Source organism: Planomonospora alba (assembly GCF_039534085.1).
GTDB classification, from domain to species: Bacteria; Actinomycetota; Actinomycetes; order Streptosporangiales; family Streptosporangiaceae; genus Planomonospora_B; species Planomonospora_B alba.
In genome coordinates this window covers 52,867-79,245 of the sequence record NZ_BAAAUT010000025.1, presented here as the reverse complement: position 1 = coordinate 79,245, position 26,379 = coordinate 52,867, and the positions used below count along the sequence as shown (strand labels likewise).

Below are 26,379 nucleotides of genomic sequence, written 5' to 3'. Positions count from 1 at the left end.
ATCATGGGGAGGAGGAGGCATGGTCCAGATCACCGGCGCGGAGCGGCCGCGGATGACGCCGCCCGGCGCGCCGACCGGTGATCACGTGTCCGGCCGTCCCGTGTCCGGCCGTCCCGTGTCCGGCCGTCCCGTGTCCGGCCGCGGGGTCCCGGACGGGGTCCGCGGCAGGGCGTCGCCGGTGCCCGACAGGACCGCACGGGCCGCGGCGAGGCGTTCGGCGCCGTCCCGGTCCGGATCGCCGCCGGAGACCTCGTCGGCCCACCCGAGCAGGCGGTCCAGGCGGGGATCGGCCGCGGTCGAGACGGTGCGGGGACGGCCGGCGAGGACCTGCCCGCCGGTCCCGTCGACGGTGATGAGCGCGCCCTCGGGGAGGGTGCGGCCGCCGGCGCGCACGCAGCCGGCGGCGGCGTCGACCGTGAGGTCCGCGGCCCCCACGACGGCGGGCCTGCCCATCGACCGCGCGACGACGGCGGCGTGGCTGGCCGGTCCGCCGACGGCCGTGACGACCCCGGCCGCGGCGGCCAGGCCGTGCATGTCGAGCGGGGAGGTGTGGGGGCGCACCAGGATGACCGGGCCGTCGGCGGCCATCCGCACCGCCCTGTCGGCGGTCGTCGCGATCCTGCCTGTCGCGACCCCGGGGCAGGCGCCCAGCCCCCGGGCGAGGACGCCGTCCGCGCCGGCCGTCTCCACCCGGGGCGTGCGAGCGTGCCGGAGGTGCCGCGGGGAGACCCGGAGCAGCGCCTCGCGGCGGTCGATGACGCCCTCGTCGGCCAGGTCGACCGCGACGCGGACGGCGGCGCGGCCGGCGAGGCCGCCGGGCCGTACCTGCAGGAGCCACAGCTCGCCCGTCTCGAAGGTGAACTCCACGTGGCAGGCGTCGCGGTAGTGCTCCTCGACCCGGTCCAGGGCGTCCAGGAGGCCGGTCCACACCGCGGGCTCCCGGCCGGCCAGCTCGGACAGGGGCCGGGTCGCCGACCTGCCGGAGACGACGTCCTCGCCCTGGCGGCCGAACAGGACCTCCCCGAACGGGACGCGCTCACCGGTGCCGGGGTCGCGGCTGAACGCGACGCCGCTGCCGCTGCGCCCGTCGCGGTCGCCGAAGACCATGGCCTGCACGGTGACGGCCGTGCCGAGGTCGTGCGGGATGCCGTGCACCTCGCGGTAGGCCCTGGCGCGCGGGGCCTCCCATGACGAGAACACGGCCCCGACCGCCAGCTCCAGCTGGCGCATCGCGTCGTCCGGGACCGGCCGGCCGGTCCGTTCGCGGATGAGGGATTCGAGGTCCCGGACCGCCTCGGCCAGGCGCGTCTCCTCGCCGCGCGCGTCTCCGGCGGGGTCGTCCGTCCCGCAGCCGGATGCGGGGTCGCCCGCCCGGCCGCCGGATCCGGGCCGGGCCGCCCCGCGTACGACGGCGTCCAGGCTCTCCGGCGCCAGGCCGGAGACCGCCGAGGCGAAACCGGACAGGAACCGCAGGCGCGCGCCGAGCGCGAAGCACGGATCGCCCGTCTCCGCGGCCAGGCCCGCCGTCGCCCCGGAGGTCAGGCCGAGGTCGAGGATCGTGGCCATCATGCCGGGCATCGACACGCCGCCGCCCGAGCGGACCGAGACCGCCAGCGGCCGCTCGGACCCGCCGAGGCGCCGCCGCGTGACGGCCTCCAGCCAGGAGACGGCGGCCGCCAGCTCGGCGGTGAGGCCGTCGGGGAACCGCCCGTCGCGCAGGAAGGCACGGCACGCCGCCGTGCCGATGACGAACCCGGGGGGCACGGGCAGCCCGAGACGCCGCAGGACGACCAGGCCGTGCGCCTTGCCGCCGAGGACGTCCGGGCCCTCGGCGACCTCCGCCGAGAGCGGGTGGATCCAGGTCGTCGGCACGGCGGTTCAGCGCCTCGGGATGCCCAGGGTGGCCAGCAGGTCCTCGTGGAGCTGGAACCACACGGTGTGGTACGCCTCCAGATCGTCCGTCACGTACTGCACCGCGCCGGATCCGGCCCGGTCCAGCGCGCGGGCGAGCCGTACCCGGTAGCGCCGGAACCGGAGCAGCGCTGCGGACAGCTCCGCGCAGACGGTGTCGGCGCGCCGGTGGAGGTCCGCGAGCCGCTCCAGGACCCGGGCGTCGTAGGCGGGGTCGGTGTGGTCGTTCGGCGCGAAGGCGCCGTCGGCGGACCGCAGCTGCCAGGCCGTGCAGATGTCGAGAAGCTCCGGGTTGAGCACGAGGAAGTCCTCGTACGCCGCGGTCACCGCGGCCCGGGCGCCGGTGGCGTCCAGCTCCCGGGAGATCCGCTCGGCGTCCGCGGCGCGGCCGGCCTCGGTCAGCCCCCACCCGCCGAAGTCCCCGGGATCGTGCGAGACGAGGCCGGCCGCCACCAGATCGTCCAGCTCGGACTCCACGACGGGCCGGGGCAGTCCCGCCGCCTCCGCCACGCGGGCGGCACCGGCGAACCCGATGCAGCGAAGGGTGTGGAGCACCAGCAGGTCATCGCCGGTCGAACCGGGTGGTCCCATCATGTCGGCAGGCCTTCCGTCCGTCTCGTCTCGATACCGGGGTGTGCCGGGAGAACTCGTCTCGATACCGGGGGTGTGCCGGGAGGAGGAGGTCATCTCCCGGCTCCGCCGGAGCGCGGGGCGGCCGAGCCGTCCGCGGCCGCCGCGGCGTGGGCGGCGCCCCGCCCGCAGGCCCGGGCGGCGACCTCGCCCGCCCGGATGCGCACCGCGGCCTCGGTGGCGTCGTCCGGGCCGGGGATCCCGGCGGCCGCCGCCACGGCGCCGTGCTCGTCGAGGACGACGCGGAGTCCCGGCCAGGCGTCCGGGGCGAACACGCGCCGCAGGCAGCCGGCGAGGTCGCCGATCCTCAGCCGCACGAGACGCCCGACCTCGGCCGGGTCGCCCGTCACCACGGCCACGGTGACCTGGTCGCCCGGGCGGGCGGCGCGGACGGCCTCCTCGGCCGCCTCCAGCCGGGCGGTTCCGAGGACCGCGATCACCCCGTCGGTCCCGAGCCCGACCGGGCGGCCGGTGATCTGGTCCGGCAGCCCCGCGGGCGGCTCCCAGGCGTCCCGGACGAGCCGCGCGGGGGCGACGTGGGGCAGGTGCGGCGGGTCCCACGTGTCGGCGAGGTCGAGGCCGGCCAGGTGCTCGCAGGCGCGCGCCACATCGAAGGGGTCGCCGAACCCCGGGGCCGCGTCGGCCAGGTGCCCGGCCCCGTGCAGCAGGGTGAGGAGCAGCTCGGCCAGCCGTACCAGCCGCACCCGCTCCGTGCGGTGCGGCGCGCACGATTCCAGCGCCAGCGCCAGCAGCACCGCCTCCAGCCTGGTGACCTGCGCCAGCGCGGTGCGGCCCGGCTCGTCGTCGAACAACCCGGCCGGTGAGCGCGACAGCAGCCTCCCGTGGGCGGGCGTGTCACCGGTCAGCGGCAGCCGCTCCAGCCACACGCGGGCGAAGGCGCCCAGGGCGTCGGCCAGTCCGGACGGCGACGGCGGCGGGGCCGCACCCGTGTGCCCGACCGAGTCGACCAGGACCGCGAGGTAGAGCGCACGCTTGCTCGGGAAGTTCGAGTACACCGCGCCGCGGGTCAGCGCGGCGCGCTCGGCGATCCGGTCGACCTTGGCGTCGGCGTACCCGCGCTCGGCGAACTCCTGTCTCGCCGCGGCCAGCACCGCCGCTCGGGTGCGCTCCTGCTGCTGTGCCCGGGTCAGTCTCGCCATGCCCGCCCCCTCCGCCCGCTACGGCCCCGCGGAGCCCGTCATCCAAATGATAACAACATCTGGATGATGAGAACATCTAGCAGGATCGTCCGCCGGTCAGGACGCCGACGGCGGCGCGCTCGCGTCGTGGAACGAGTTCTCACCCGTTCGCCCGGGCGTGACGAGGAACCCGGTCTCCGCGACCGCTGAACCGCTCATGGCACCCACCGCCGCCGGCCGCTCTGACACCGGGCCGTCACCGTGCCGACACGGCCGCTGCCACGGCACGGCGCTCCCGGCCTCGGCACCCCTCAGCTCCGCCGGAGGCGGGCGGCCGTCCGCAGGGTCAGCTCCGCCGCGACCAGTCCCTCGATCGGACCGCCGTCGCGAAGACCCGGTACGCAGACCACCTCGCCGGTGTCCAGGGCGGAGAGCGAGGCGTCCACGACCTCGTCCACCGGCATGCCGCCCTCCCGGTGCACCGACGGCTCACGTCCCGGCACCGGCTCCGCCCCCGTGCTCAGGTGGAACTCGGTGGCGGTCAGCCCCGGGCACAGCACCTGTACGCGCAGCGGGCCGCCGGCCAGCTCGGCCGCGAGCGTGCGGGTGAAGGCGACCACGTACCCCTTGGTCCCGGCGTACACGGCACGTTGCGGCAGCGGCCCGGGAGGCAGGGAGCCGGCGAAGGCCAGCAGCGAGGCCACATTGACGACCGCGCCGCGTCCCCGCTCCAGCATGCCGGGCACGACGGCCCTGGTGAGGGTGGTGAGCGCGACGACATTGACGTCGAGGACCCTGGCCATGAGGGGCGGGTCGAGGTCCGCGAACGGCCCGTAGCCGTTGATGCCGGCGTTGTTGAGCAGGAACCCGACGTCCCGCGCCGCCGCCCGCTCCACGACCCGCGACAGATCACCGGGCACGGCCAGATCGGCGGCCAAGGTCTCGACCGCGGCCCCGGTCTCCCCGCGCAACCGCAGCGCCAGGTCCTCCAACCGGTCGGCCCGCCGGGCGACCAGCACCACGTCCCAGCCCCGCCCGGCCAGCCGGGCGGCGTACTCCGCCCCGATCCCCGACGAGGCCCCCGTCACCACGGCCGTGCCCGATCCGTTCCCCATGCTCCCGCCGCCTTCCGTCTCCCCTCCCGTCCCTACCCGCGCGCCGGGAGCGGCACCGCGCCCCGCAGCGGCCACGCGCCTCATTCCGGACCCGCCCGGTCGTCCGTAGTGTCTGGGCGTGGCACGCCGGTCGGCCGGGGACGTGCCGCACGACGCACGGCGGCGCGGTGCCTCACCGGTGGAACGCCCGGGGAGCGCGTCCATCCGGGCGGCGCCGCTCGACGGAGGACACGAGGAGGAACCGATGGAACACCCTGTGGACGGCACGGCGGCCGGGCCGGGCGGCGGGCCGGGGAGTGAGCCGCCGCTCGCGGGAGCCATCCGGCTGCCGGACGGCTCCTGGATCCGCGGCCGCGGCCTGCGCCGTCCGCCGCCGGAGGGGCCGACGCCCGACTTCGGCCTCTACCTCGGCTCCGACCGGCTCCGCAGCCGCCACGAGGGCGGGCTGCGGTGGCCGCACGAGTGGATCCTGTGGCCCGACTTCCTCCTGCCGCGCGACCGCGATCTGGCCGTGCGGCGGATCCGCGCCCTGCACGAGCGGGCGCGCGCGGGGGCAGCGGTGGAGGTCGCGTGCGGAGGCGGCGTCGGCCGCACCGGCACGGTCATCGCCTGCCTCGCGATCCTGGCCGGTCTCGACCCGGCCGACGCCGTCGCCTGGGCGCGTGAGCACCACCACCACCGGGCCGTGGAGACTCCGTGGCAACGCCGCTGGGTGCTGCGGTTCCCGCCGCCCCCGCCCGGAGGCGCGGAACGGCTCACCTGAGTGCGTCCACGGGCTCCATCCTGGACGCGCGCAGCGCCGGATGGAGCCCGGCCAGCAGTCCCACCAGCGCTCCCGCGACCGGCGCGGCGACCGCCAGGCGCACGTCGAGCAGCGGCGTCCACTGCTTGACGGCCGAGATCGCGACGACCGCGACCACGCCCAGGGCGGTGCCGATCACGCCCCCGGTGAGCCCGATCAGTGTGGACTCCAGCAGGAACTGGGCGGCGATGTGCCGCCGCGCCGCGCCGAGCGAGCGGCGCAGCCCGATCTCCGGGACGCGCTCCATCACGGTGACGAGGGTGACGTTGGCGATGCCGACGGCGCCCACGACCAGCGAGACCAGGCCGAGGATCAGGAACAGCGCGTCGACGTCGTCCTGCGCCCCGTCCCGCGCCCTGGTGGGGCTGGGCGGGGTGATCACCTGCAGCATGTCGCCGTTCCCGGGGCTGAGCGCGGTCGGCGCCTGGCCCGCGATGAGGTCCGCGGCGCCCAGGCCGGTGTTGACCAGCACCCGGGTGACGTCGCGCAGCCCGAACCGCCTGCCCGCGGTCGGCGGCACGATCACGGCCGTGCTCAGGCTCCTCTCCCGGCGCAGGTCACCGAGCACGCCGATCACCGTGTACGCGTGCTTCCCGACGAAGACCGCCGGTGCCCGGTCGAGACGGGTGATGCCGAGCATCCTGGCCGCCTCGTCACCGATCACGGCCACCCGGTCGCCCCGCCGTACGTGCCCGCTGTCGTAGAAGCGGCCCCGTACCATCCGGCCGCGCGCGGCCTCGGGCAGTCCCGTCGTGGCGGCCAGCACGGTCAGCGAACGCGTGGTGACCCTGGTGGGATCCACCAGGTCGTTGGCGCGTACGGGCAGGCTCTCGCCCTCCTCCGGCTCGGCCACCGCGGCGGCCGATTCCACGCCGCGCAGCCTGGTCAGCCGCTCGACCGCGTCCCAGGTCACCAGCGGCGTGCCGGTGGACTCGGGGACCTCCACGGTGATGGCCGTGGCGACCAGCTCGTCGAAGCGGCCGACGATCTGGTTGCCCGCGGTGGCCGCCACGCCGAGCGTGACGACCAGCGTGGTGATGCCGAGCACGGTGCCGAGCGTGGTGAGCGCCGAGCGCACCGGCCGGGCGAGCACGCCGGCGACGGCCTCGCCGACCAGGTCGCGTACCCGCATCACTCCTCCACCAGCACGCCGTCGGTGATCCGCACCCGGCGCCGCGCCCGTTCGCCGACCTCCTGCTCGTGCGTGATGAGCACGATCGTCAGCCCCTGCTCCCGCAACCCGTCGAACAGGTCGAGGACCGCCCCGGTGCTGCGGCTGTCGAGGTTGCCCGTCGGCTCGTCGCACAGCAGCAGCGACGGCTGTCCCATCAGGGCCCTGGCGATGGCCACGCGCTGGCGTTCGCCCCCGGACAGCAGGTTGGGCGCGAACGCGGCCCGGTGGGCGACACCGACCCGCTCCAGCGCCGCCAGGGCCCGCTCCCTTCTGCCCCTGCGCGCCGGCCCGCCGTAGATCTCGGCGAGCATCACGTTCTCCACCACGCTGCGGTGGGGGAGCAGATGGAAGGACTGGAACACGAAGCCGATCCGGTCGCCCCGCAGCCGGGTTCTGGCTCCGTCCCGGAGCGTGGTGGTCTCCACGCCGTCCAGGAGGTAACGGCCGGACGTGGGGCGGTCGAGGAGGCCCAGCACGTTCAGCAGGGTGGACTTGCCCGAACCCGACGGGCCCATGACGGCCACGTGGTCACCCCTGTCCACGCGGAGTGAGACCTCGTGCAGCGCGCGGACGGGCGGTCGCGCGGGGAAGCGTCGGCAGACCCGGCTCAGCTCGATGACCGGCGGTTCAGGCATCGCCGACCACCACCCGGTCACCCTCCTTGATCGCGCCGCTGACCTCGACGTTCCCGTCGGCGGTCAAGCCCGTGCGCACCTCGACGTCCCTGGTGCGGTCGGTGGCGTACTCGACCCGCACCCGCGCCCTGCCGTCCGCCGAGGTGATCACCGCGGCCACCGGCACGACCAGCACCGGTTCCTCGGTCGCCCCCACGGTCACCCGCACGGTCACGGCCGTGCCGGCTTTCAGGCCCTTGCCGGACGACGGCGTGAGCAGGACGGGACGGGAGCCCTCCGGCGGCTCGGCGGCGCCCGGGAGCCGGGCCTTCTCGCCGACCGCGGCGAGCCTGGCCGGGTACGTCCCGCCGGTGTCCAGCTCGATGACGGCCTCCATGCCGGGCCGCAGCAGCTCCGACTCCGCCGCCTCGACCGATCCGGTCACCGCGAACGTCGAGCCGGTCACCGTGGCCACCGCGTCCTCGACGGGCTGCCCCGGCTTCACCGAGACCTTCTGCACGCGGGCCGGCAGCTCCGGCAGGAAGACCACCTCGCCCGGCGGGATCGACACGCCGTACGTGCGGGCGTACTCGGCCAGCAGGTCCCTGGCCGCCGCCACGTCCTTCCTGGCGTTGGCCACCTTGAGCCGGGCCGGGGAGAGCCGCCTGGCCTGGCGCAGCGCCTGCTCGGCGGTGACCACCGCCTCCTTCGCGGTCCGCACGGCCTTGCGCAGTTCCTCCAGCCTGGCCTCCCGCGCCTCCCCGGCCTCCTCCACGACCCGGTCGAGGGCCTCCTGCGCCGCAGCCAGGTCCGCCCTGGCGTTGGCGGCCTTCAGCTCCAGCAGCGCCGTGTCGGCGGCGGGTCCGGGAACGGGGGTGGGCGCGGCCGCTCCCGCCGGGAGGCCGGTGGGGGCGCCGCCCGGCCGGTTCCGCGCGGCCGCGAGCGCCTGCTCGGCCTCCAGCAGCCGTTCCTCCGCCGCCCGCACGGCCGACTCGGCCGCCGCCCGCCTGGTCTCGTCCGCGGGCGTGAGCTCCCGGGACTCGGCCGCGGCCAGCGCGGCGCGCGCCGACTCCAGGTCCTCCTTCGCGTTGTCGAGCCGTACCTTCAGCGGAAGCACGTCGCGCCCCTGGTCCAGGGCCTTCTTCTCGGTCGCCAGCGTCTCCTCGGCCGCCCGCACGGCCTTGCGCAGCGTGTCGTACGTCTGCCGGTCGGCCAGTGTCGGCCGCTGGGCCTCGTACCCCTTCTCGGCGTACATCCGGGTGACCGCGGCGATCGTGGCCCGGTCGAACACGCCCGACGCGGGCGCGCCGTACCCGAGTCTGCGCAGGGCCCGCTGGAGCTGCTCCACGTCGTCCCCTTCACCGCCGGGGGCGATCGTGCGGTGCATCGGCACCGCGCCGCGCAGCGCGAACACCGGGCGGCCGTTGACCTCCATCAGCACGGCGCCCTCCTTGATCCGGCCCTGGCGCGGCGCCCGGGTGACGCGCTGCAGCTCGGACGTGCCGCCGACCACGCCGGCCAGGGTGACCGGCAGCGGGGAGCCGTACTCCAGGGTTCCGCTGAGCACCACGGTGCTGACGAGCCTGCGCCGCTCGACCGCGGCGGTGACGAGCGAGGCGGCGGGCGCGGCCCGGCGGGCCGCCTCGTCGGCGGGGGAGCGCAGCCGGGTGCCGACCGCCCAGCCCGCGCCGGCGACGGCCACGACGCCGGCGAGGACGCCGACGAGGAGCGTACGGGGGGACTTCATGGGCCGTCAGAAGGCGTACTGGTCGTTGATCCGGTGCTGGAGCTCCGTCTTCTTCGGCGCGAAGGCCGCGTAGAAGTCCTTGCCGCACTCCAGGTCGTCGAGCGCCGCCTTGATCTCCTTGTCCAGGTACGGCCTGGCCTCCTCGGGGGTGAGCGTGGGCCTCACGGACTCCACGGTCTCCTCGGTCAGCTTCGGACCTCCGGCCTGGTCGGGGTTCTGCTCACGGCCCAGCCTGCTCTGCTGCACCATGAACGCGATCTCACCGCGTCTGACGATGGCCGTCGGCCTGGTGTCGGTGACCCGGTAGCCCTTGCCCTTGAGGCAGGTGGCCATGGAACCGGCCAGTTCCACGAGCTCCGGGTCGCCGTCGAGCCGGTCGGCCCTGGCCCTCTTGTGGGCTTTGGCGAGCTGTCCGAGGTAGTCGAGGTTCGACTTCAGCGTCAGCCCGAGCACCTGCTTGCCCGCCTCGGCCACGCAGGCGTCCTTGGCCTTGCGGTAGGCGGTGAGCTGGGCGGGGGAGAGCGACGCCTGCGTCTTGGCGTTGGGGTCGGCGGTGTCGCCGGGCCCTGCGCCGGGGGCGCCGGTCTCGTCGGGGTAGACGTGCGTGGAGAAGACCCCGAACCCGTACTTCGCGCGGTATTCCCGCATGGCGCGGTAGTCGCCGGAGTCGCGGCGGCGCTCCTCCTCGTTCTCCGGTCCGGCGGGCCGGATGTGCGGGACGTACGTGAAGCCCTTCTGCTTCATGCAGTCGGCTTTGACCGCCTCGAACCGGTGCCGCTTGTCCTTGGCGGCGGCCGCACCCGTGTTCGCGGTCGCACCCGTGTTCGCGGCCGCGCCGGGCGCGGGACCGGTGCCCTCGGCGGCGCCCCCGCACCCGCTGAGGACGGCCGCCGAGATGGACAGGGCGAGAATCGAGCATGATCTCTTGGACATGGCAGGAGACCATACTCCGTTCAACGGAGTATGGTCAATCGAGACAGTGCCGCCGCTGGCGGAAGGGTGCGAACGCGGCGGCCGCGGCCAGCAGGAGGAGGATGCCCGCATAGGCGAGGTGCTGCCTGGTCAACGCGTCGGCGTGCAGGACCAGGCCGCCCGAGACCATCAGCAGGTAGATGCTCGACGCCAGTGCCCACCGCAGGTCCCGGGCCGAATAGGCGGCCACCGTGCCCAGCCCGAACGCCGCCGCCTCCACGGCCAGCCGGCTCAGGCTGATGGGGTAGTCCGTCTCCTGCGCCATCCACTCGGGGCCGGCCCAGGCGGCCGGCACGACGGCCGCCCACCACCACCATGACCGGGCGCGCACCGGCCGCCGCAGCGACGTGAGCACCACCAGGCCGATCAGCACGATCGCGTAGCCGGCCGCCACGAGCGCCGGATCGCTGTCCTGGAACAGTGCCCGGTCGGCGAGCGGGTTCGGGTGGACCGGCAGCAGGGTCACGTCGAACGGCTGCCGGCCGGCCGCGAGCCCGACCGCCTTCACGCCGGTGACGAAGGTGAGCGGGAACGCCGCGCGCAGATGTCCGCGCAGGATCGCCAGCAGCGCCAGCGCCGACAGCAGCGTCCACAGCGGCAGCGCCCCGGCGTACGGCAGCAGCGCGGCCAGGTTCACCGCGGCGACCGCCGTGACGCCCAGGTGCAGCCCGTCCTCCCAGGCGCTGCCGGTCGCCTGGTGCGTGATGCGGCTGCGCACGCCGCCCACCAGCAGCCCCCACGCCTCCTTCAGCGGCGGGACCCTCCTGCCGGGGGCGGCCGACTCCAGCAGGACGTCGAGCAGTTCGTCGCCGTGCGCCCGGCGGTACGCGCGCGGATAGGCCGACAGCAGCCTGCGGTAGTGCCGTTCGAGCGCGGTCATGCGCCGGAGGGGCGCAGGACGAGGGCGGCCGCCTCCTGCATCCGCATGGCCTCGGCCTCCAGCAGCGTCTGGCCCTCAGGGGTGATCCTGAAGTAGCGCCGGCTGCGGCCGTTGACCGTCTCCTCGCGGTCCACGGTGATCATGCCCCGCTCGTTGAGGCGCTCCAGGATGCCGTAGAGCGTGCCGACGGACGGCTGGACCCGCCCCCACGACAGCTCCCTGATCGACTTGCTGATCGCGTGTCCGTGCAGCGGGCCCGCACGGAGGGCGGTGAGCACGAAGTACATCGGCTCGCTGACTTCTGAGGTTCCTCTGGGCATGAGGGGGACAGTATTCCGTTCAACGGAGTGTATGCAACGCGCGGGAAGGCCCCGCCGCGCGGAGCCGGGTGCCTGCGCGGCGGGGCCTTGCGATGCCGGGGCGGACCGGGGCGTCAGCCCCGGCGCAGTCCCATGAGCTGGAACTCGGCGAAGGCGGCGACCAGCAGGGCCTGGCCGGCGACGAAGGCGACGCCCAGCGGGTTGGGGTCGATCCAGCCGGTGAACAGCAGGGCGATGCTGTCGACGGCCCACAGCGCGTTGACGGCGATCACCGCCTGTACGGCCCGCCGGGGAGGAGCCGGACGGCTCGCCAGGTAGGCGAGGAGCGCGGTGAACGGCAGCAGGCCGATCCCGGCCCAGCGCAGCAGCGGCTCGGGCAGGTCGAGCAGGCCCGAGAGCGGGCCCGCGGCGACGGCCAGCCCGGCCGCGAACCCTCCGGTGAGGATCGCGTCGGTCCACAGCGCGCGGGGGAGGAGGGCGGGGCGGCGGGCGGCGGTGGTCACGGCGGTCATCGGTGGCTCCTTCACGAAACGGGGTGCGTCGTCTTCCGACGCCCTCAGCACACCGCCTCACCCGCTGCCAGCTGCAGACACGGCACTGCCATTCACTGCCAGTTCTCCCTGCGGAGGTCGTCGGCGACGAGTTTGGCCGCCGCGTTCTGCCAGTTGTAGAGCGTACGTTCGGGAACTTCGCGCAGGAACCAGTCGAACGCCTGCCGGTCCACCGGGCCGAGCCCGTCGCGCCGGGCCCCTCTCCGGTACGGCCGCAGCCCCCGGACGTAGGGGAAGTAGAGGACGTTGTAGAAACGCCACTCCTCACTGGTGCCGAACTCGCCGTCCCGGGGCTTGAGCCGCCGGATGCTCTCCAGCAGCAGGGTCTTCAGCTCGGCCGCCCGCTCCAGAGGACTGTCCCCGGTGACCCGCCCGTCGATCACCGGCAGGTTCGCGAGCGGGCTGCTGGAGAGCTTGCCCAGGTCGCCGTAGGCGGCCAGGGCGCGCCGCGTCAGGCGGGCGAACTCGGCCTCGTCCATCGGGGGAGGGCCCGGTTCGCGGCGGGGCAGCGCCTCGGAGGAGGCGAGCAGTTCGGCGCGCTCCCGGCGGATCTCCGGGTCGCCGGGGAAGGCGATGCGGTCCAGCGCCCGGTGCACCGGACCGGCCAGCGTCTGCACGGTGACGGCCACCGCGATCACCCCGAACAGCAGGGCGGTGAGCGCGGGGGTGGGCTCGCCGAGGACGAGGGCCAGGACCACCTGGCCGCCCGACGCCAGCATCACGACCGCCGCCCCCAGCAGGGAGCGCAGCATGTCGCGCCAGAGCGCCTCCCCCGCCTGGAACGCGCTGGACATCGCGATGGCCACGCCCAGCATGGCCAGGTCCACGTCGAGGGCCAGCACGGTGAGCAGGCCGGTCGGACCGAGCGGGAGCACCAGCAGCGCCGCGCCCAGCGTGAAGAACAGCGTGGCGACCGTCACGAGCCCGCCCACCCGCGCCGGCCTGGCCCGTACCAGCAGCACCAGCGCCCCGGCGAGGGGGGCCAGGAGCAGTGCCCCGGTCACCACCCGCGCCGCGGTGCCCGCCTCCGCCTCCCGGCCGGAGACCACCAGCCACGCGAGCGCTCCGAGGCCGACCGGGACGAGGCCCCGTGCCCACGCCTTCTCCAGGCGCTCGGCACCGGGGACCAGGGTCAGCACCGCCCCTGTCCACAACAGCACCGGCAGGTGGCTCAGCACGGTCTCCGCCGCCGCCAGCGCCTCGGCCGCCGACCCTCCTCCCAGCGCCGCGCGCACCTGCCCGGCGGCCGGTGCCGAGCCGTACGCCAGCAGCCCCAGCCCGGCCCACCGGGATCCGCGCTCCCGCGGATCCCGCACGATCACGTACAGCCCGAGCCACCAGGTCAGCCCGGAGGCCGCCGCGACGGCGAAGAGCATCGGCTCCCCCTTTCCCCGCCGCGAGCGTACCGATCACCCGCCGGAGGGAATGACCGGCTTGCCCCAATCGTTCCGTATCTTGTACCGTACATCGTACGGAAAAATGTGGGAGGGAGCCCGATGACAAAGGACACCGCGCAGAACGAGACGTTCACGCCGAGCGCCGAGGACCTGGCGAGCATCGACGCCTGGTTCGCCGAGTACGACGCGCTGGCCGCGCGGGGCGCCGTCCAGGAGATCGCCGACCTGGCGGTCTTCCCGCTCAACCTGGCCACCGACGTGCCCGGCGGCTTCGGCGCCGTCCGCCAGTGGGACCGCGAGGAGTTCGTGCGGGTGATGACCGAGGTCATGGGCGGCGGGACGGCGGGCATGGAGATGACGTCCGTGCGGACCCCGCGCTTCCTCACGCCCAACCTCGTGCTCGTCGAGACGGAGGCCACGGTCACCGTGGAGGGGAGCACCCAGTCGATGCGCTACGCCGACCTCCTGGTGCGGACCGCGGAGGGGTGGGCGTTCCAGACGATGGTCCAGGGCGGCTGGGGCCACGGCTGGCCGCCGGCCACGCGCGGCTGAGCACGCCGTGATCCGGGCCCCGGGCCGAGGGCCCGGGTCGCGCTCACGGCGGGCAGCCTGTGCCGACCACCGCCCTCCAGCGCTCGGCGGAGGGAAACCCGCTCCGAAGGAACACCAGGTCGATCCGCATGCGGCGGGTTCCGGTCGGTGCCGGACCGGTGACAGGCAGCGCGCTCGCGTCAGCGCACACCGGTCCCGCTTCCACCGCAGCTGTCAGGGAACGATGTCGAGGGCGCAGACCGGGACCGCCGGGCTGATGCTCAGGAAGGGCCGCTCGTCGTCGTCGTTCAGGTCGGTCGTGATCAACCGCTCGGGTACGGGACCCGGGCGGACGACCCGGCCGCCGCTGATGGCGAGGTAAGCGTCGAAATTCCGCCTGGTGAAGCGGCGCTCACCACCGGTCGATACGTCGATCGTGATCAGAGGGCTCTCGTCGTCGGGCTCCGGGTAGACGATCAGCTCGTGATCGGAGGCCCAGACGGAGTGCGGGCCGGGCAGGGCGACGCGTTCCGCGTAGGAGCCGATCTCCTTGCCGGTGGGGTCGAGGACGACGGTGGTGAGGACGTCGTCCAGCGTCAGGTATGTCGCGGAGAGGAGCAGGCCGTCGGGGGACCAGCTGATGGAGGCCTCCTCCCAGTACCCCTCAGCCGACCAGAGCGGGTACCGGGCGCCGGTGCCGGTCTCTATCAGCTCGATGCCGGCGATCTCGTCACCGACGCCGGGGATGCCGGGGCCGTTCGAGAGGTCGGCGAGGACGGCGAGCCGGGTGCCGTCCGGGGAGAGCGCCGCGCGCATGTAGTCGTCGGAGGTGAACTCCCGGCGGTCGCCGGTGGCGAGCGTGTGAAGCACCACCCGAGGAGGGCCGGCCCCGTCGTCCTGGCGTGCCGTGAACACCAGCCGGGTGCCGTCGGACGACAGCGACACCGTCTCGGGCGCGAAGTGCCGGGGAAGGCCGGGGACGGTCATGAACGCGTCGCTGTCGGCGTCCAGTACGATCACGGCGGTTCGATCGGGCCCGCGGACCGCGAGGACCATCCGTGCCGCCCGCACCGGCCGCGAAGCCAGCATGTCGAATGCGATCTCCCACGACCGGTCGACGACCACGAAACCTCCATTTGCTGGTCGGGCGTTCAGTCAGTCAAGAATTGCAGAACTGGACGACTCCGGCATCTATCGCAAAACGATCTTACCGGTGTAGCGTCCCGCCGTTGGGCTTTATTTTCTCTTTATACGGGGTGAGCTCGTGCGGCGTCTCTGCGTGATCATGGTGGGCGTGCTCATGGCCGGGTTCCTCATCCCCATGCATGAGCTGTTGTCACCCAAATGGGCGGAGGCGGCCATCGCGTGTAAGCCGAACAGCGACGATTGGTCGATCGGCACCAGCGGCCAGAAACGCTGCGTCTTCAAGCACATGTATTCCACGCGCCGCCGTATCAACGAGGTGTGCCTGCGTGACCGTCCCGTGCTCGGGACCCACATCTACCAGCGGCCCAGCGAGTGCAGCCCGTCCGGCGGCGTCGAGGCCATCGGGCAGGCCCGGGCCATCAAGTACCTGAACGATCAGCTCGGCGTGGCCGGCGGGCTCATCAACCCCGAGATCCAGTGGGAGCCGACCCTCAGCGGCGGCAGCGACCGGCCCGACATCATCTACTACGACCGCGCCGGTAACAACTGGGCCCAGGTGATCGAGGCCAAGGTCAAGGACAACCCGGACTACTCCGGCTGGGGCGCCCAGGTCGCCCGGTACGCCGCCGTGCTCACCGCCAACGGCATCAAGAACGTCACCGCCGGTACGGTCCTCAACCGATGGGGCACGTACGAGGACTGGTTCCAGGTCTACAGCAAGAACGCCACGTGCAAGGTGGGAGGCAAGAACGGTTACCAGCTGTCCACGTACAAGGCCGTCTCGCCGACCCCCGGTCTCCTCCACATCGAAGAGGTGAAGAAGGAACGCAAGTGCGAGCAGCAGAAACGGCAGCCCGGACCGGGTGACCCGCCCGCTGACATCCCGCAGGAGGAAGAGAACGACGACGATGACAAATGGCCCGTCCCGCCGATCCTCCTTCCACTGATCCAGCGCATCACGACCGTGGGCGCGACCTCGCTCGCCGGGGACGTCGCCGCGTACGGCAGCGTCGAGGCCGCCGCGGCCGCGCTGACCGCCGAGGTCGAACTGTTCCTCGCCAGCCAGCGGGGCGCGATGTTCCTGCGCGCGGCCGGCTTCATCACCATCGAGGCGGCGATGGCGCTCGGCGTGACCGCGCTGGTCATCCTCATCCTGTGGTGGTACTTCTCCGAGCACGGCGGCCTGGTGAAGGGCGAGCCGCACTTCACCACCCTGGACGGCCTGGGTTACGACCTGCAGTCCGTCGGGGAGTTCGTCCTCGCCGACTCCGAGAAGTGGGGCCTGGAGATCCACGGCCGGCTCAGCCCCGCCAGCGGCGGCCGGGACGTGTCGGTGATGTTCGACGCCGCGATGGAGGCCGGTGATCACAAGGTCGAGTTCCACGAGGACGACCTGTACATCGACGGCCGGAAGCACACGCTCGACACCGACAAGATCCTCTACCTGGGTGAGAACGCGTTCATCCTGCGGAAGGACGGCAAGTGGGTCGTCATGTTCGACGGTCTCGAAGGACCGGCCCTGTCCTGGAGGCGTGGCGCCGCCGGCCTCTACCTGCCGCCGTCCCCCGACAGTGACCTCGTGGGCCTGCTCGGCAACGCCGACGGCGACCCGAAGAACGACCTGAAGCTGCGGGATGGCACCCAGCTCGCCGCCAACGCCTCGCCGGCCCAGCTGCACACCGACTACGCCAATTCGTGGCGGCTGGACGACACCGAGTCGATGTTCACCTATGGACCGGGCGAGAGCACCGCGACGTTCACGAACCTGCAGTTCCCCTCCCGCATCGTCACGATCCACGACCTGACGCCCGAACAGATGCAGCTCGCGACCGCGCAATGCGAGGAGAGCGGCGTCCAACCCGGTGTCCCGTTCAACGACTGCATCCTCGACATCGCGCTGACCTCGGACACCTCGTTCGCCGAGGCCGCCGCCGAGCAGAAGACGGTGAGCCTCGACCCGGCGGCGCAGACCGTCGACGCGAACGGTGACCTGGCGATCGACTTCGAGGGGACGCTCGGCAAGAACGTTCTGCCGTCGCGGGTGTCGGCCGACGCGGCGGTGGGCTCGTTCGCCGGGCCGTTCAGCGGCAGCGACTCCTACCGGTTCTTCGTGCAGTCGCTGCCGCTCCACAAGCGCGGAACTCTGAGCTTCGACCTGATGGTCCTCGGCGACTGGACGTCCGACTCCGACGCCGAGACGGTCGAGATCGAGACCGATCGAGGCGACCCGTACATGATCACGCCGGGCGAGCTGACGCCCGTCGCATCCGGGACGTTGGCGAACGGCCTGGCATGGGCGAAGCACCGCATCACGGTTCCGGTCACGCACAAGAAGAGCCAGATCGAGATCAAGGTCTCGGCCACCGGGGCGGCCGGCATCTCGAACCAGGCGTACGGGATCGACAACGTCACCCTCGACCTCGACGTCGTCCCGCCGGAGACGTTCACGGTGTCGCTGCCGTTCACGGCTTCGGACGGCGTCCCCGGTGCGGGCGCGGGCAACCTGGAGGGAGAGGTCGCGGTCGACGAGTACCGGTTCACACTGGACCAGCCGGCCTCGATCTTCGTCAACGCGCAGGAGTGCCCGGGATTCGGGCTCAGGTGGGAGCTGGTGAACGCCGCAGGCGCGAACGTCGCCACCTCCTACCTGTGCGGTGCCAAGCGCGTCGACGGATTGGCCGCAGGCTCCTACCGGTTGCGCGTCTCGCCCTGGAACGACGTGTTCGGCCCCTACAAGCTCAGCGTGAACACGCTGGGGGCCGACGTCGTCACGACCGCGTCGATCGACGGGCCGAAGGCGCCGCTCGAGGTCACCGATCCGGGCCAGCACGGCACCTGGACGTTCGCGGGCACGGCAGGCCAGAAGGTCTCCGCCGAACTCGGCGACGGCACCCTGAGCTCGCTCGGCGACGCCTCCCTGCGGCTGCGCGGGCCCGATGGGACCATCCTGGCGCAGAAGTCCTGCGGCAAGGAGTGTTTCATGGACACCGAGACCCTGCCGGTCACCGGCACGTACTCGGTGACATGGGACCCGAAGGACGCGAAGACGGGCTCGATCGCACTGCGGCTGTTCGGGGTGCCTGACGCGGTCACCGGCGCGGTCGCGGTCGGAGCGCCGTCCACGCTGACGACCACCGTCCCCGGGCAGACGGCGTCCTGGTCGTTCGCCGGTGTGGAGGGCCAGCGGATCGCGTTCGGGGTCAGCGGTCTGACCGGTGCCGCCAGCGCCTCGATCAGCAAGCCGGACGGAACACGGCTGTTCGGTTCCACCTACTGTTCGGCGGCCTGCGCCTTCGACACCACCACGCTGCCCATGACCGGCACCTACACACTCCTCGTCGATCCCACCGACGTGCACACGGGGCCGATCACGGTGAGTGCGCTCGAAGGCGACGTCACCGGCTCGCTGACCGTCGGCGGCGGGCCGGTGAAGCTGACCACGACCGGGCCGGGCCAGCGGGCGTACTGGACGTTCGCCGGTACGGCGGGGCAGCGCATCGCGTTCGCCCTGGTGGACGGAACTTTCAGCGGCGCGTACGCGTCGGTGCGCAAGCCGGACGGCACGGACCTGTTCAGGTCCACCTGGTGCAAGGCGTCGTGCGCGTTCGACACGGTCTCGCTGCCGGTGGACGGCACCTACACCGTCGTCGTGGACCCGTCCAAGACGGCGGTGGGTTCGATCTCCGCGCAGGTCACCGAAGGCGACGCGACGGGCTCGCTGACCGTCGGCGGCGGGCCGGTGAAGCTGACCACGACCGGGCCGGGCCAGGCCGCCACCTGGTCGTTCGCCGGTACGGCGGGGCAGCGCATCGCGTTCGCCCTGACGGACGGGACTTACAGCAACGCGTACGCGTCGGTGCGCAAGCCGGACGGCACGGAGTTGTTCGACTCGACCTTCTGCAAGGCGTCGTGCGCGTTCGACACGGTCTCGCTGCCGGTGGACGGCACCTACACCGTCGTGCTGAACCCGTCCAAGACGACAGTGGGTTCGATCTCCGCGCAGGTCACCGAGGGCGATGTCACGGGGACGCTCACAGCGGACGGCGCCGCGGTCAAGCTGACCACCAAGGGCCCCGGGCAATACCCGATCTGGTCGTTCGCCGGGACGGCCGGACAGCGGGTCTCGGTCGTACTCTCGGACGGGACGTTCACCAGTGCGAACGCCCTCATGCGCAAGCCGGACGGCTCGGTCCTCGTGCCGGAGAAGTCCTGCGCGGCCTCCTGCCACTTCGACGCGACCGTGCTGCCGGTAGACGGCACCTACCAGGTGGTGGCCGACCCCGCCGGCATCCAGACCGGCTCGATCTCGGCGCAGCTCAACATCGTGCCGCCGGACGTGACCGCGCGGATCTCCGTCGGGGGAGAGGCGTCCACGCTGATGACCACCGTCCCCGGGCAGCGCGGTCTGTGGACGTTCACCGGGACGGCGGGCAGGCAGGTGTCGTTCAACTTCACCGGGACGACGCTCACCAGCCTGTACGACGTGTACGTCGCGGTGAGGAAACCGGACGGGACCGTGCTGATCGACGACACCCCGTGCGGGCGCAACTGCCTGCTGGAGCCGACCGTCCTCCCGGCGGACGGCACCTACACCGTCGAGTTCAGGCCGCAGAAGGCCAAGTCGGGTTCGATGGCCCTGCAACTCCACGAGGTCGCCCACCTGACCGGGAGCGTCACCGTCGGCGGTGCCGCCTCGACGCTGACCGCGACGGTGCCGGGGCAGAACGGCACCTGGTCGTTCGCCGGGACGGCGGGGAAGACCGTGTCGTTCAACCTCACCGACGCGAACTTCACCGCCTCCACCGGTGCCCGGGTGTCGGTGAGGAAGCCTGACGGGACGGTGCTGGTGTCCGCGACGTACTGCGGGAAGAACTGCTTCCTGGAGCCGGTGGCGTTGCCCGTGGCCGGTACGTACACCGTGGAGTTCGATCCGCAGGACGAGAAGGTCGGCAAGCTGACCCTCAGGATCCACCCGGTCGCCCACCTGACCGGGAGCGTCACCGTCGGCGGTGCCGCCTCGACGCTGACCGCGACGGTGCCGGGGCAGAACGGCACCTGGTCGTTCGCCGGGACGGCGGGGAAGACCGTGTCGTTCAACCTCACCGACGCGAACTTCACCGCCTCCACCGGTGCCCGGGTGTCGGTGAGGAAGCCTGACGGGACGGTGCTGGTGTCCGCGACGTACTGCGGGAAGAACTGCTTCCTGGAGCCGGTGGCGTTGCCCGTGGCCGGTACGTACACCGTGGAGTTCGATCCGCAGGACGAGAAGGTCGGCAAGCTGACCCTCAGGATCCACCCGGTCACCGACCTCTCCCCGGCCGCCATCACCATCGGCGGCACCGTGTCCACCCTGACCACCACGACCCCGGGCCAGAACGGGAGCTGGACCTTCAGCGGCGTCGCCGACCAGAAGGTCACCATCACCTTCACCGGTACCAGCTTCACCGCCTCTACCGATGTTCGGGTATCCCTCCTGAAGCCTGACGGCACGGCGCTCGGGAGTTCGCCTTACTGCGGCCGCAACTGCACCATCTCGGAGATGACGCTGCCTGCCACGGGCACCTACACGATCGTCTTCAACCCTCAAACCGACAAGACCGGCTCTCTGGCCACGAAGGTGGTGCTGTCGTGACGGTCCAGGAGGGTGATGGGGGCGGTCCTGTGATTCTCCCCTCAGGCGCCGGATCACCGATGCGGAAGGTACGGCGCATCGTGGGGAGCTCACCGATCAGCAGGCCGCCGCGGCCATCGCCAACGTGATGCGCCATCCGCACCGGAAGGACCCGGCGGCCGGTGCGGATGGCGGTGGACCGGACCGGTCCGCCGCTGCCGTCGACGCCTAGCGCTGCTTGAGGCGCTGCGCCTCCTTGCGCACCTCGGCCTGGACCGACCGCTCGCGCTGCAGCCACTCGGGGTTCTCCGCCTTGATGGCGTCGATCTCGGCGGTGGTGAGCGGCCCGGTGATGCCGCCCCTGGCCAGGCCGGAGTTGGAGACGCCCAGCTTCGCGGCGACGACCTGCCTGGGGTGCGGCCCGTTGCGCCGCAGATCGGCCAGCCACGCCGGCGGATTCGCCTGCAGCGCGTTCAGCTCGTCCCTGGAGACGACTCCCTCCTGGAACTCGGCGGGAGTGGCCTCAAGGAGCACACCCAGCTTCTTGGCCGCGGTCGCGGGCTTCATCGTCTGAGTGGTCTTGGGCTTGGCCATGGTGCCAAGGATATGGCGCGGAACCGCCTTCCCTGACATCGGTACCCTGGGCAGGTGACCGACAGGGAGTTCCGGCTGGCCTACGTGCCCGGGGTGACGCCCGCCAAATGGGTGAACGTCTGGGCCGAGCGGGTGCCCGACGTGCCGCTCACCCTGGTCCCCGTCGCCGCGGCCGAGGCGGTGGAGGTCCTGCACGCGGGCGGTGCCGACGCCGGGTTCGTGCGGCTGCCCGTGGACCGCGCGGGGCTCAGCGTGATCCCCCTCTACGTCGAGACCACCGTGGTCGTGGTGCCGAAGGACCACCTCGTGGCCGCCGCCGACGAGGTGACCGTCGCCGACCTGGCCGACGACGAGGTGCTCCACCCGATGGACGACACCCTTGAGTGGACGGCCCTGCCGGGGCTGCCGGCCTTCACGCGTCCGGACACCACGGCGGAGGCGATCGAGCTGGTGGCGGCGGGGGCCGGACTGCTGCTGGTCCCGCAGTCGCTGGCGCGCCTGCACCACCGCAGGGACCTGACCTACCGGCCGGTCGTGGAGACGCCGCAGTCGCAGGTCGCGCTGGCCTGGCCCACGGAGGCGACGACCGAGCTGGTGGAGGACTTCATCGGCATCGTCCGCGGGCGTACGGTGAACAGCTCGCGGGGCCGTGCCCCCGCGCCCGCCCCGGAGAAGGCGCGCAAGCAGCCGCGGAGTCCCGCCCCGGGCGGGTCGGGTCGCGGGGGTGCGCGGACAGGCCGGGGCGGGAAGGGCCGCCGTCCCCGCTGAACGGTGCACCGCATCGCAGGCCGTCACAGGCCGCATCCGATGCCCGGGCCGTCATCCTCTCGGGCCGAAGGCCGTCATGAGGACGTGCACGGCGATGAGGACGGCGATCCAGACCATGGCGCGCCTGGTCGGCGGGGGGCCGCTGCGCAGCAGCGAGACGCCCAGGGGGATGAAGGCGATGCAGAGGCCGCCCACGGCGAGGAAGGACTGCGGCTCGGTGCCCTTGAGCGTCCCGAGCGCGAGCGCCGACATCAGGCCGAGTGCGATCGAACGGCCCAGTCCCAGGGCGCCGGAGCGGTAGGCACCGACGGCCAGCACGACCCAGCCGAAGAAGGCCGGCCCGGACATGGACCTGAACGGATGCCAGACCGTCTCGCGCCATGCGTTGTAGTAGCCGTCGATGCCGGTGAGCATGGTCTGCAGGCCGAGGGTGTCGGTCAGGTGGAAGGCCAGGTGGTCGGTGCCGAACTGGAAGGTCCGGGTGAACAGGCCGATGATCACCAAGCAGCCGCCCCACAGTCCCCACAGCGGGCTGGTGGCGGCGATCCTCTGCGCCAGCGTCACCACCCCCGGCAGCAGCAGCACGAACCCGAAGGCGAAGCAGACGTAGGCGGCGGTGATGAGGGAGGGGTGCTCGGTGTAGGCGACGAGCTGGTACGGCACGAAGTAGTAGAACGGGGAGCGCAGGAGGGTCCCGGCCATGATCAGGGTGGGGCCGGCGATCAGCGAGACGGCGCTCACCCACCGGCCGGGGAACGGGGGCTGCCGGTCCAGGTTGGCTGCGATGTTGGCGGCCCGCCGGTCCGCGTCGGCCTGCCGCCATCGCGTGATGCGCCCGCGAAGATCGATGCTCATGGTTTACCGCCCGTCTCGTCCGTGTCGGTGTGCCCGGGCCGGTGCGCCGGGGCACACGAGAATGGTGGGGGGCGGGGCGGGGGGCGCGCGTCTGGCCCGGGTCGCATCGTGGCGGGCGGGCACGGGCGGGCGGTGCGACCCCGGACGGATGCGCATATCCGACCGTGGTCAGACGCCGGGTGGTGCGCCGGGCGGTAGCTTCGCGTCATGGACCGGCGGAGAGGCGGGGGCGATGTCCGACGCGCAGCTGTACGACACCATCGGAGCCGCCTACACCGTGACACGGCGCACCGAACCGCGCATCGCCGCGCGGATCTGGGCCGCGCTCGGCGACGCCCGGACCGTGCTGAACGTCGGGGCGGGCACCGGGTCCTACGAGCCGCCCGACCGGCACGTCCTCGCGGTGGAGCCGTCGGCGCTGATGCGCTCGCAGCGCCTTCCGGACGCGGCGCCGTGCCTGATCGGATCCGCCGAGAGCCTGCCGTTCGATGACGGGTCCTTCGACGCCGCGATGGCGATCTCCTCCGTCCACCACTGGCGGGACCCGATCGCCGGCCTGCGCGAGCTGCGGCGGGTCGCCCGCCGCGTGGTGGTGTTCACGCACGACACCAGTGACGCCGGATGGCTCCACCGGTTCTGGCTCACCCGCGACTACCTGCCCGAGGTCGCGGGCCTCCTCGCCGGCCGCCCCTCGCTGACCGAGCTGGCCCGCGCGATCGGAGCCCGGGTGGAACCGGTGCCCGTCCCGTGGGACTGCGCCGACGGCTTCTTCGAGGCCTACTGGCGCCGGCCGGAGGCGTACCTGGACGAGGACGTCCGCCGCGGGGTGTCGGTCTGGGCCAGAGTCGGGCCGGACGCCGAGCGGCGCGCGGTGCGCGACCTCCGTGACGACCTCGCGTCCGGCCGGTGGGCCGGACGCAACCGGGACCTCCTCGATCTCGACGCGGCGGAGCTCGGCCTCCGCCTGCTGATCGCCTGAACCCCGCCGCTGAACCGGCGGACCCCGGGATCCGGGCTCCCCGCCCCGGGGAGCGGCGCCCGGCCGTCAGCCGTGTTTCCGGAGGGCTCCGGTTGCTGCCCGGGGACGGGCAGCGCGCCGGACAGCGCGACCGCGGTCGCCCCGAGACAGAGGTCGCGCGCCGACCACCGGCGGATGGCCGCGTCGCCACTTGGCGTACTCGCCGGGTGCGGGTGCTGCTCGTGCCGGCGGTGTCCGCCTGCCTGTCACTCGTGTTCATCGCGGCGGTTCTGCGGTGGTCGGGGTCGATGGTTCCGCATGCCCGCTGGAGTCCTGATGATTTCGCTCTCCACGCCCGTGTCGACGACCACGGCGTCATCTCCAGCCCGCTCGACGTGCTGCGCTGGGCCGTGGCAGGCATGGGGGCGCTCGGCGCGCTGGCCGGGTACGGCTACGCCGAGCTGGGCCCCGCCGTGCTCCTCGCCTGGTTCGCGGCCGTGGTGGCCCTGATCGCCGTGCTCTACCGCTCGGCCGGCCTGCCGTGCCTCTCGTTCCAGGCGGAAGGCGCGTGACGGCACGGATCCGAGCGGAGGGCCGTCATCGGCGGTCGGGGCGCCCCGGGACACCGCCTGGTGCGGCACCGGCCGCGGGGGATCAGGCGGCCTTGCCGCGGGCGACGTAGACGTTCATGCCGGTGAAGTCGAGGGTGACGTTGTAGGGCTTGTAGAAGCTGTGGGAGATGTTGGCCAGCACGTCGAACCCTTCACGGCGGGGCTCGTCGGGCCTGCGGTCCGCGTAGCAGTAGGCGTCTTCGGCGACGGCGCCGCCGAGACGGACCTCCTTCGGGTAGCAGGGGTAGACGGTGACGAACTGTCCTCCGGCCGAAGTCTCCATCGGGCGGTCGTGGTCGACGCGGATCCGCAACCGCTCGACCGTCGCCCCGGACATGCTCGCGACCATCTCACCGGTTCCGCCGATGTTCAGGGCCACCACCCGGGTGCCGGAGCCGGCGACGCCGCCCCTGCTGAACAGCAGGTGCTCACCGGCCAGCCACAGCGGCAGGGGATCGGCGCCCGCCCGCTCGGCGGCGGCGCGCGCCTTCCCGGCCGTCTCGGGGGTTCTGCGGCGCAGGATGAGCGACCGGCCCGCGTAGTCGATGGTGGTCAGGAAGTGGTACAGGATCCACGTGCCGATCAGCCCGTCCCCCGGCTCCGGGCCGTCCTGCGCGTCCGACCAGCTCACCGGGATGTTGCGCAGTTCGATGCCGCCCAGCTTGAGGGAGTCCAGCACCCCGGAGTAGTACGTCACGGCTCTGCCCTCGTACTCGAACCTGTCCTCGGTCACGGCGACCAGCCCGGCTTCCCCGGCTGCCCGCGCCGACACGTTCAGCGACGCGACGCGGGTGTAGAACGAGAGACCGATCGGCGGTCCGCCGTTGAGTGACGCCTCCACCAGCGGCATCGGGTCCATCTGCTGCCACGGCACCCGCGCGGTGTCGCCGTGGATCCGGTACGGCTCGCCGCGGAACGCCGCGAACAGCTTGGCGTAGCTCTCCTCGCCGGCCGCCCGCCAGCGCGGCACGGCGAGGGGGAACCTGTCCTGCCGGGTGTAGCAGTCGGCCAGGAGCCGGTGGGCCTCCTTGTCGCCGGGCGCCAGCGCGATGGCCCTGTTGAGGTATTCCTCGGCGTCGGGGAACCGGTTGGACAGCAGCCCGACCTGGCCGCGCCGGCGGGCCGCGTGCACGTTCCCGGGGTCTTTTCTCAGGATCTCCTCGTACGCGCGTCCGGCCTGCTCGAACCGTCCGGCCCTGAACAGCGCGTCCGCGTCCCCGCCGTCGGCCGCGGCCGCCCTGCCCAGCAGCGGTGCGGTCGCGGTGGCACCGGCCACCACGGCGGCGCCCCGCAACAGCGAACGCCGGTTCCATCGTCCGTCATCAGCCACGGCCCTCCCCTTCCCGTGATCACCTTCGCCGGCCCCTGCCGGGCCGGAGCCGCCCGGCCGGCCGGGCGGCCGGCCCCGTCCACTGTCGGGCGGCGGTGTCCCCGCCCCGTCCGCGCCGTGTCATGGTCGTGTCACGGCTGCGCCGGGGGCGCGGACCGGCTCGCTCCGCTTCCTCGTCCGTGGCCGGACGCCGGGCTCATCCGAGCGTCCGACGAGGTCCTCGCCGGTGGGGGAAGGGGGGTGAAGAGCCCGGCTAGGGCCAGAGCGGGCCCTGGTCGGTCCAGACGACGCCCTTGTTGCGGCACAGGCAGAAGGGGTGGCCGACCGGGTCGGTGTAGATCCGCCAGCCGTAGCCGTCGGGGCCGGTGAAGTCCTGCCGCAGCGTCGCGCCGAGGTCGAGGACGCGGCGCTGCTCGGACTCGATGTCGTCCACTTCGAAGTCGAGGTGGAACTGCTTGGGGTGCTCGCTGTCGGGCCACTGCGGGGCGCGGTAGTCGTCCACCCGGATGAAGGCCAGCTCGATCTCGCCGAACTTGATGCCGGCCCAGTTCCCGGTGCTGCCTTCCTTGACCGGACGGCCCGTCACCTCGGCGTAGAACGCCGCCAGCTCCATCGGGTCCGGGCAGTCGATGATGAAATCGGTGAGTCGCAGCATTCCGTGATCTTGCCACAAGATCTTCGACGCGGGCCTCGGTCACGAGGGCGGGAACCGGGCGGACGCCA

General features: G+C 73.0%; 23 protein-coding genes. 6 read left to right on the top strand and 17 right to left on the bottom strand.

Annotated elements, in window-relative coordinates:
- Positions 1-81: 81 nt before the first annotated feature.
- The 4 genes from ABD823_RS16805 to ABD823_RS16790 all read right to left on the bottom strand — a co-directional run bounded on the left by ABD823_RS16805 (position 82) and on the right by ABD823_RS16790 (position 4,795).
- Complete coding sequence (locus ABD823_RS16805; protein ID WP_344860547.1) at positions 82-1,872, bottom strand: pyruvate, phosphate dikinase; 1,791 nt, start codon at positions 1,870-1,872, stop codon at positions 82-84.
- Between the two features lie 6 nt (positions 1,873-1,878).
- Positions 1,879-2,505 (bottom strand): transcriptional regulator, encoded by a 627-nt coding sequence (locus ABD823_RS16800; protein ID WP_344860545.1) that lies wholly within the window; start codon positions 2,503-2,505, stop codon positions 1,879-1,881.
- 89 nt (positions 2,506-2,594) lie between these two features.
- Positions 2,595-3,701, bottom strand: a complete 1,107-nt coding sequence (locus ABD823_RS16795; protein WP_344860543.1) for a TetR/AcrR family transcriptional regulator — start codon at positions 3,699-3,701, stop codon at positions 2,595-2,597.
- A gap of 290 nt (positions 3,702-3,991) precedes the next feature.
- Positions 3,992-4,795: an SDR family NAD(P)-dependent oxidoreductase gene (locus ABD823_RS16790; protein WP_344860541.1), complete on the bottom strand. Its 804-nt coding sequence runs from the start codon at positions 4,793-4,795 to the stop codon at positions 3,992-3,994.
- Positions 4,796-5,039: 244 nt separating this feature from the next.
- Here ABD823_RS16790 and ABD823_RS16785 point away from each other — a divergent pair, with 244 nt between their 5' ends.
- Positions 5,040-5,558 (top strand): phosphatase domain-containing protein, encoded by a 519-nt coding sequence (locus tag ABD823_RS16785; protein WP_344860539.1) that lies wholly within the window; start codon positions 5,040-5,042, stop codon positions 5,556-5,558.
- Here ABD823_RS16785 and ABD823_RS16780 read toward each other — a convergent pair.
- The 8 genes from ABD823_RS16780 to ABD823_RS16745 all read right to left on the bottom strand — a co-directional run bounded on the left by ABD823_RS16780 (position 5,551) and on the right by ABD823_RS16745 (position 13,231).
- The gene (locus ABD823_RS16780) at positions 5,551-6,729 is read right to left on the bottom strand and encodes an ABC transporter permease (RefSeq protein WP_344860537.1); all 1,179 of its coding nucleotides are present in this window, start codon (positions 6,727-6,729) and stop codon (positions 5,551-5,553) included. The two genes, ABD823_RS16785 and ABD823_RS16780, sit on opposite strands and share 8 nt — an antisense overlap.
- Complete coding sequence (locus ABD823_RS16775) at positions 6,729-7,406, bottom strand: ABC transporter ATP-binding protein (RefSeq protein WP_344860535.1); 678 nt, start codon at positions 7,404-7,406, stop codon at positions 6,729-6,731. Before ABD823_RS16775 ends, ABD823_RS16780 begins: the two co-directional genes overlap by 1 nt.
- Positions 7,399-9,132: a peptidoglycan-binding protein gene (locus ABD823_RS16770; RefSeq protein ID WP_344860533.1), complete on the bottom strand. Its 1,734-nt coding sequence runs from the start codon at positions 9,130-9,132 to the stop codon at positions 7,399-7,401. Before ABD823_RS16770 ends, ABD823_RS16775 begins: the two co-directional genes overlap by 8 nt.
- 6 nt (positions 9,133-9,138) lie before the next feature.
- The gene (locus tag ABD823_RS16765) at positions 9,139-10,065 is read right to left on the bottom strand and encodes a hypothetical protein (protein ID WP_344860531.1); all 927 of its coding nucleotides are present in this window, start codon (positions 10,063-10,065) and stop codon (positions 9,139-9,141) included.
- A gap of 34 nt (positions 10,066-10,099) precedes the next feature.
- Entirely contained in the window at positions 10,100-10,984 is an 885-nt protein-coding gene (locus tag ABD823_RS16760) for a hypothetical protein (protein ID WP_344860529.1), read from the bottom strand.
- Positions 10,981-11,304, bottom strand: a complete 324-nt coding sequence (locus ABD823_RS16755; protein WP_344860527.1) for a PadR family transcriptional regulator — start codon at positions 11,302-11,304, stop codon at positions 10,981-10,983. The genes ABD823_RS16760 and ABD823_RS16755 overlap by 4 nt, the downstream gene beginning before the upstream one ends.
- Before the next feature lie 113 nt (positions 11,305-11,417).
- Positions 11,418-11,816 (bottom strand): hypothetical protein, encoded by a 399-nt coding sequence (locus ABD823_RS16750; protein ID WP_344860525.1) that lies wholly within the window; start codon positions 11,814-11,816, stop codon positions 11,418-11,420.
- A 92-nt stretch (positions 11,817-11,908) separates the two neighbouring features.
- Entirely contained in the window at positions 11,909-13,231 is a 1,323-nt protein-coding gene (locus tag ABD823_RS16745; RefSeq protein ID WP_344860523.1) for a hypothetical protein, read from the bottom strand.
- Between the two features lie 120 nt (positions 13,232-13,351).
- Here ABD823_RS16745 and ABD823_RS16740 point away from each other — a divergent pair, with 120 nt between their 5' ends.
- Positions 13,352-13,804, top strand: coding sequence for a nuclear transport factor 2 family protein (locus ABD823_RS16740; protein ID WP_344860521.1), 453 nt, complete (start codon positions 13,352-13,354; stop codon positions 13,802-13,804).
- 213 nt (positions 13,805-14,017) lie between these two features.
- On the opposite strand, the gene ABD823_RS16735 is transcribed toward ABD823_RS16740, so the two are convergent.
- Positions 14,018-14,908 carry a TolB-like translocation protein gene (locus ABD823_RS16735; protein WP_344860520.1) on the bottom strand — a complete coding sequence of 297 codons (891 nt, stop codon included), beginning with the start codon at positions 14,906-14,908 and terminating at the stop codon, positions 14,018-14,020.
- A gap of 139 nt (positions 14,909-15,047) precedes the next feature.
- On the opposite strand from ABD823_RS16735, the gene ABD823_RS16730 reads away from it, so the two are divergent.
- Positions 15,048-20,561, top strand: coding sequence for a VWD domain-containing protein (locus ABD823_RS16730; RefSeq protein ID WP_344860518.1), 5,514 nt, complete (start codon positions 15,048-15,050; stop codon positions 20,559-20,561).
- A 207-nt stretch (positions 20,562-20,768) separates the two neighbouring features.
- Here ABD823_RS16730 and ABD823_RS16725 read toward each other — a convergent pair whose 3' ends face one another.
- Positions 20,769-21,134, bottom strand: coding sequence for a DUF5997 family protein (locus ABD823_RS16725; RefSeq protein WP_344860516.1), 366 nt, complete (start codon positions 21,132-21,134; stop codon positions 20,769-20,771).
- A gap of 54 nt (positions 21,135-21,188) precedes the next feature.
- On the opposite strand from ABD823_RS16725, the gene ABD823_RS16720 reads away from it, so the two are divergent.
- Positions 21,189-21,902 (top strand): LysR family substrate-binding domain-containing protein, encoded by a 714-nt coding sequence (locus tag ABD823_RS16720; RefSeq protein WP_344860515.1) that lies wholly within the window; start codon positions 21,189-21,191, stop codon positions 21,900-21,902.
- 51 nt (positions 21,903-21,953) lie between these two features.
- Here the strand turns inward: ABD823_RS16720 and ABD823_RS16715 are convergent, their stop codons facing one another.
- Positions 21,954-22,757 carry a hypothetical protein gene (locus ABD823_RS16715; protein ID WP_344860513.1) on the bottom strand — a complete coding sequence of 268 codons (804 nt, stop codon included), beginning with the start codon at positions 22,755-22,757 and terminating at the stop codon, positions 21,954-21,956.
- Positions 22,758-22,989: 232 nt separating this feature from the next.
- Between ABD823_RS16715 and ABD823_RS16710 the strand changes: the two genes are divergently transcribed.
- Positions 22,990-23,736, top strand: a complete 747-nt coding sequence (locus tag ABD823_RS16710; RefSeq protein WP_344860512.1) for a class I SAM-dependent methyltransferase — start codon at positions 22,990-22,992, stop codon at positions 23,734-23,736.
- Between the two features lie 206 nt (positions 23,737-23,942).
- Positions 23,943-24,287 carry a hypothetical protein gene (locus tag ABD823_RS16705; protein WP_344860510.1) on the top strand — a complete coding sequence of 115 codons (345 nt, stop codon included), beginning with the start codon at positions 23,943-23,945 and terminating at the stop codon, positions 24,285-24,287.
- Between the two features lie 82 nt (positions 24,288-24,369).
- On the opposite strand, the gene ABD823_RS16700 is transcribed toward ABD823_RS16705, so the two are convergent.
- Entirely contained in the window at positions 24,370-25,656 is a 1,287-nt protein-coding gene (locus ABD823_RS16700; protein ID WP_344860509.1) for a tetratricopeptide repeat protein, read from the bottom strand.
- A gap of 253 nt (positions 25,657-25,909) precedes the next feature.
- Positions 25,910-26,311 (bottom strand): VOC family protein, encoded by a 402-nt coding sequence (locus ABD823_RS16695; protein ID WP_344860507.1) that lies wholly within the window; start codon positions 26,309-26,311, stop codon positions 25,910-25,912.
- Between the last annotated feature and the right edge of the window lie 68 nt (positions 26,312-26,379).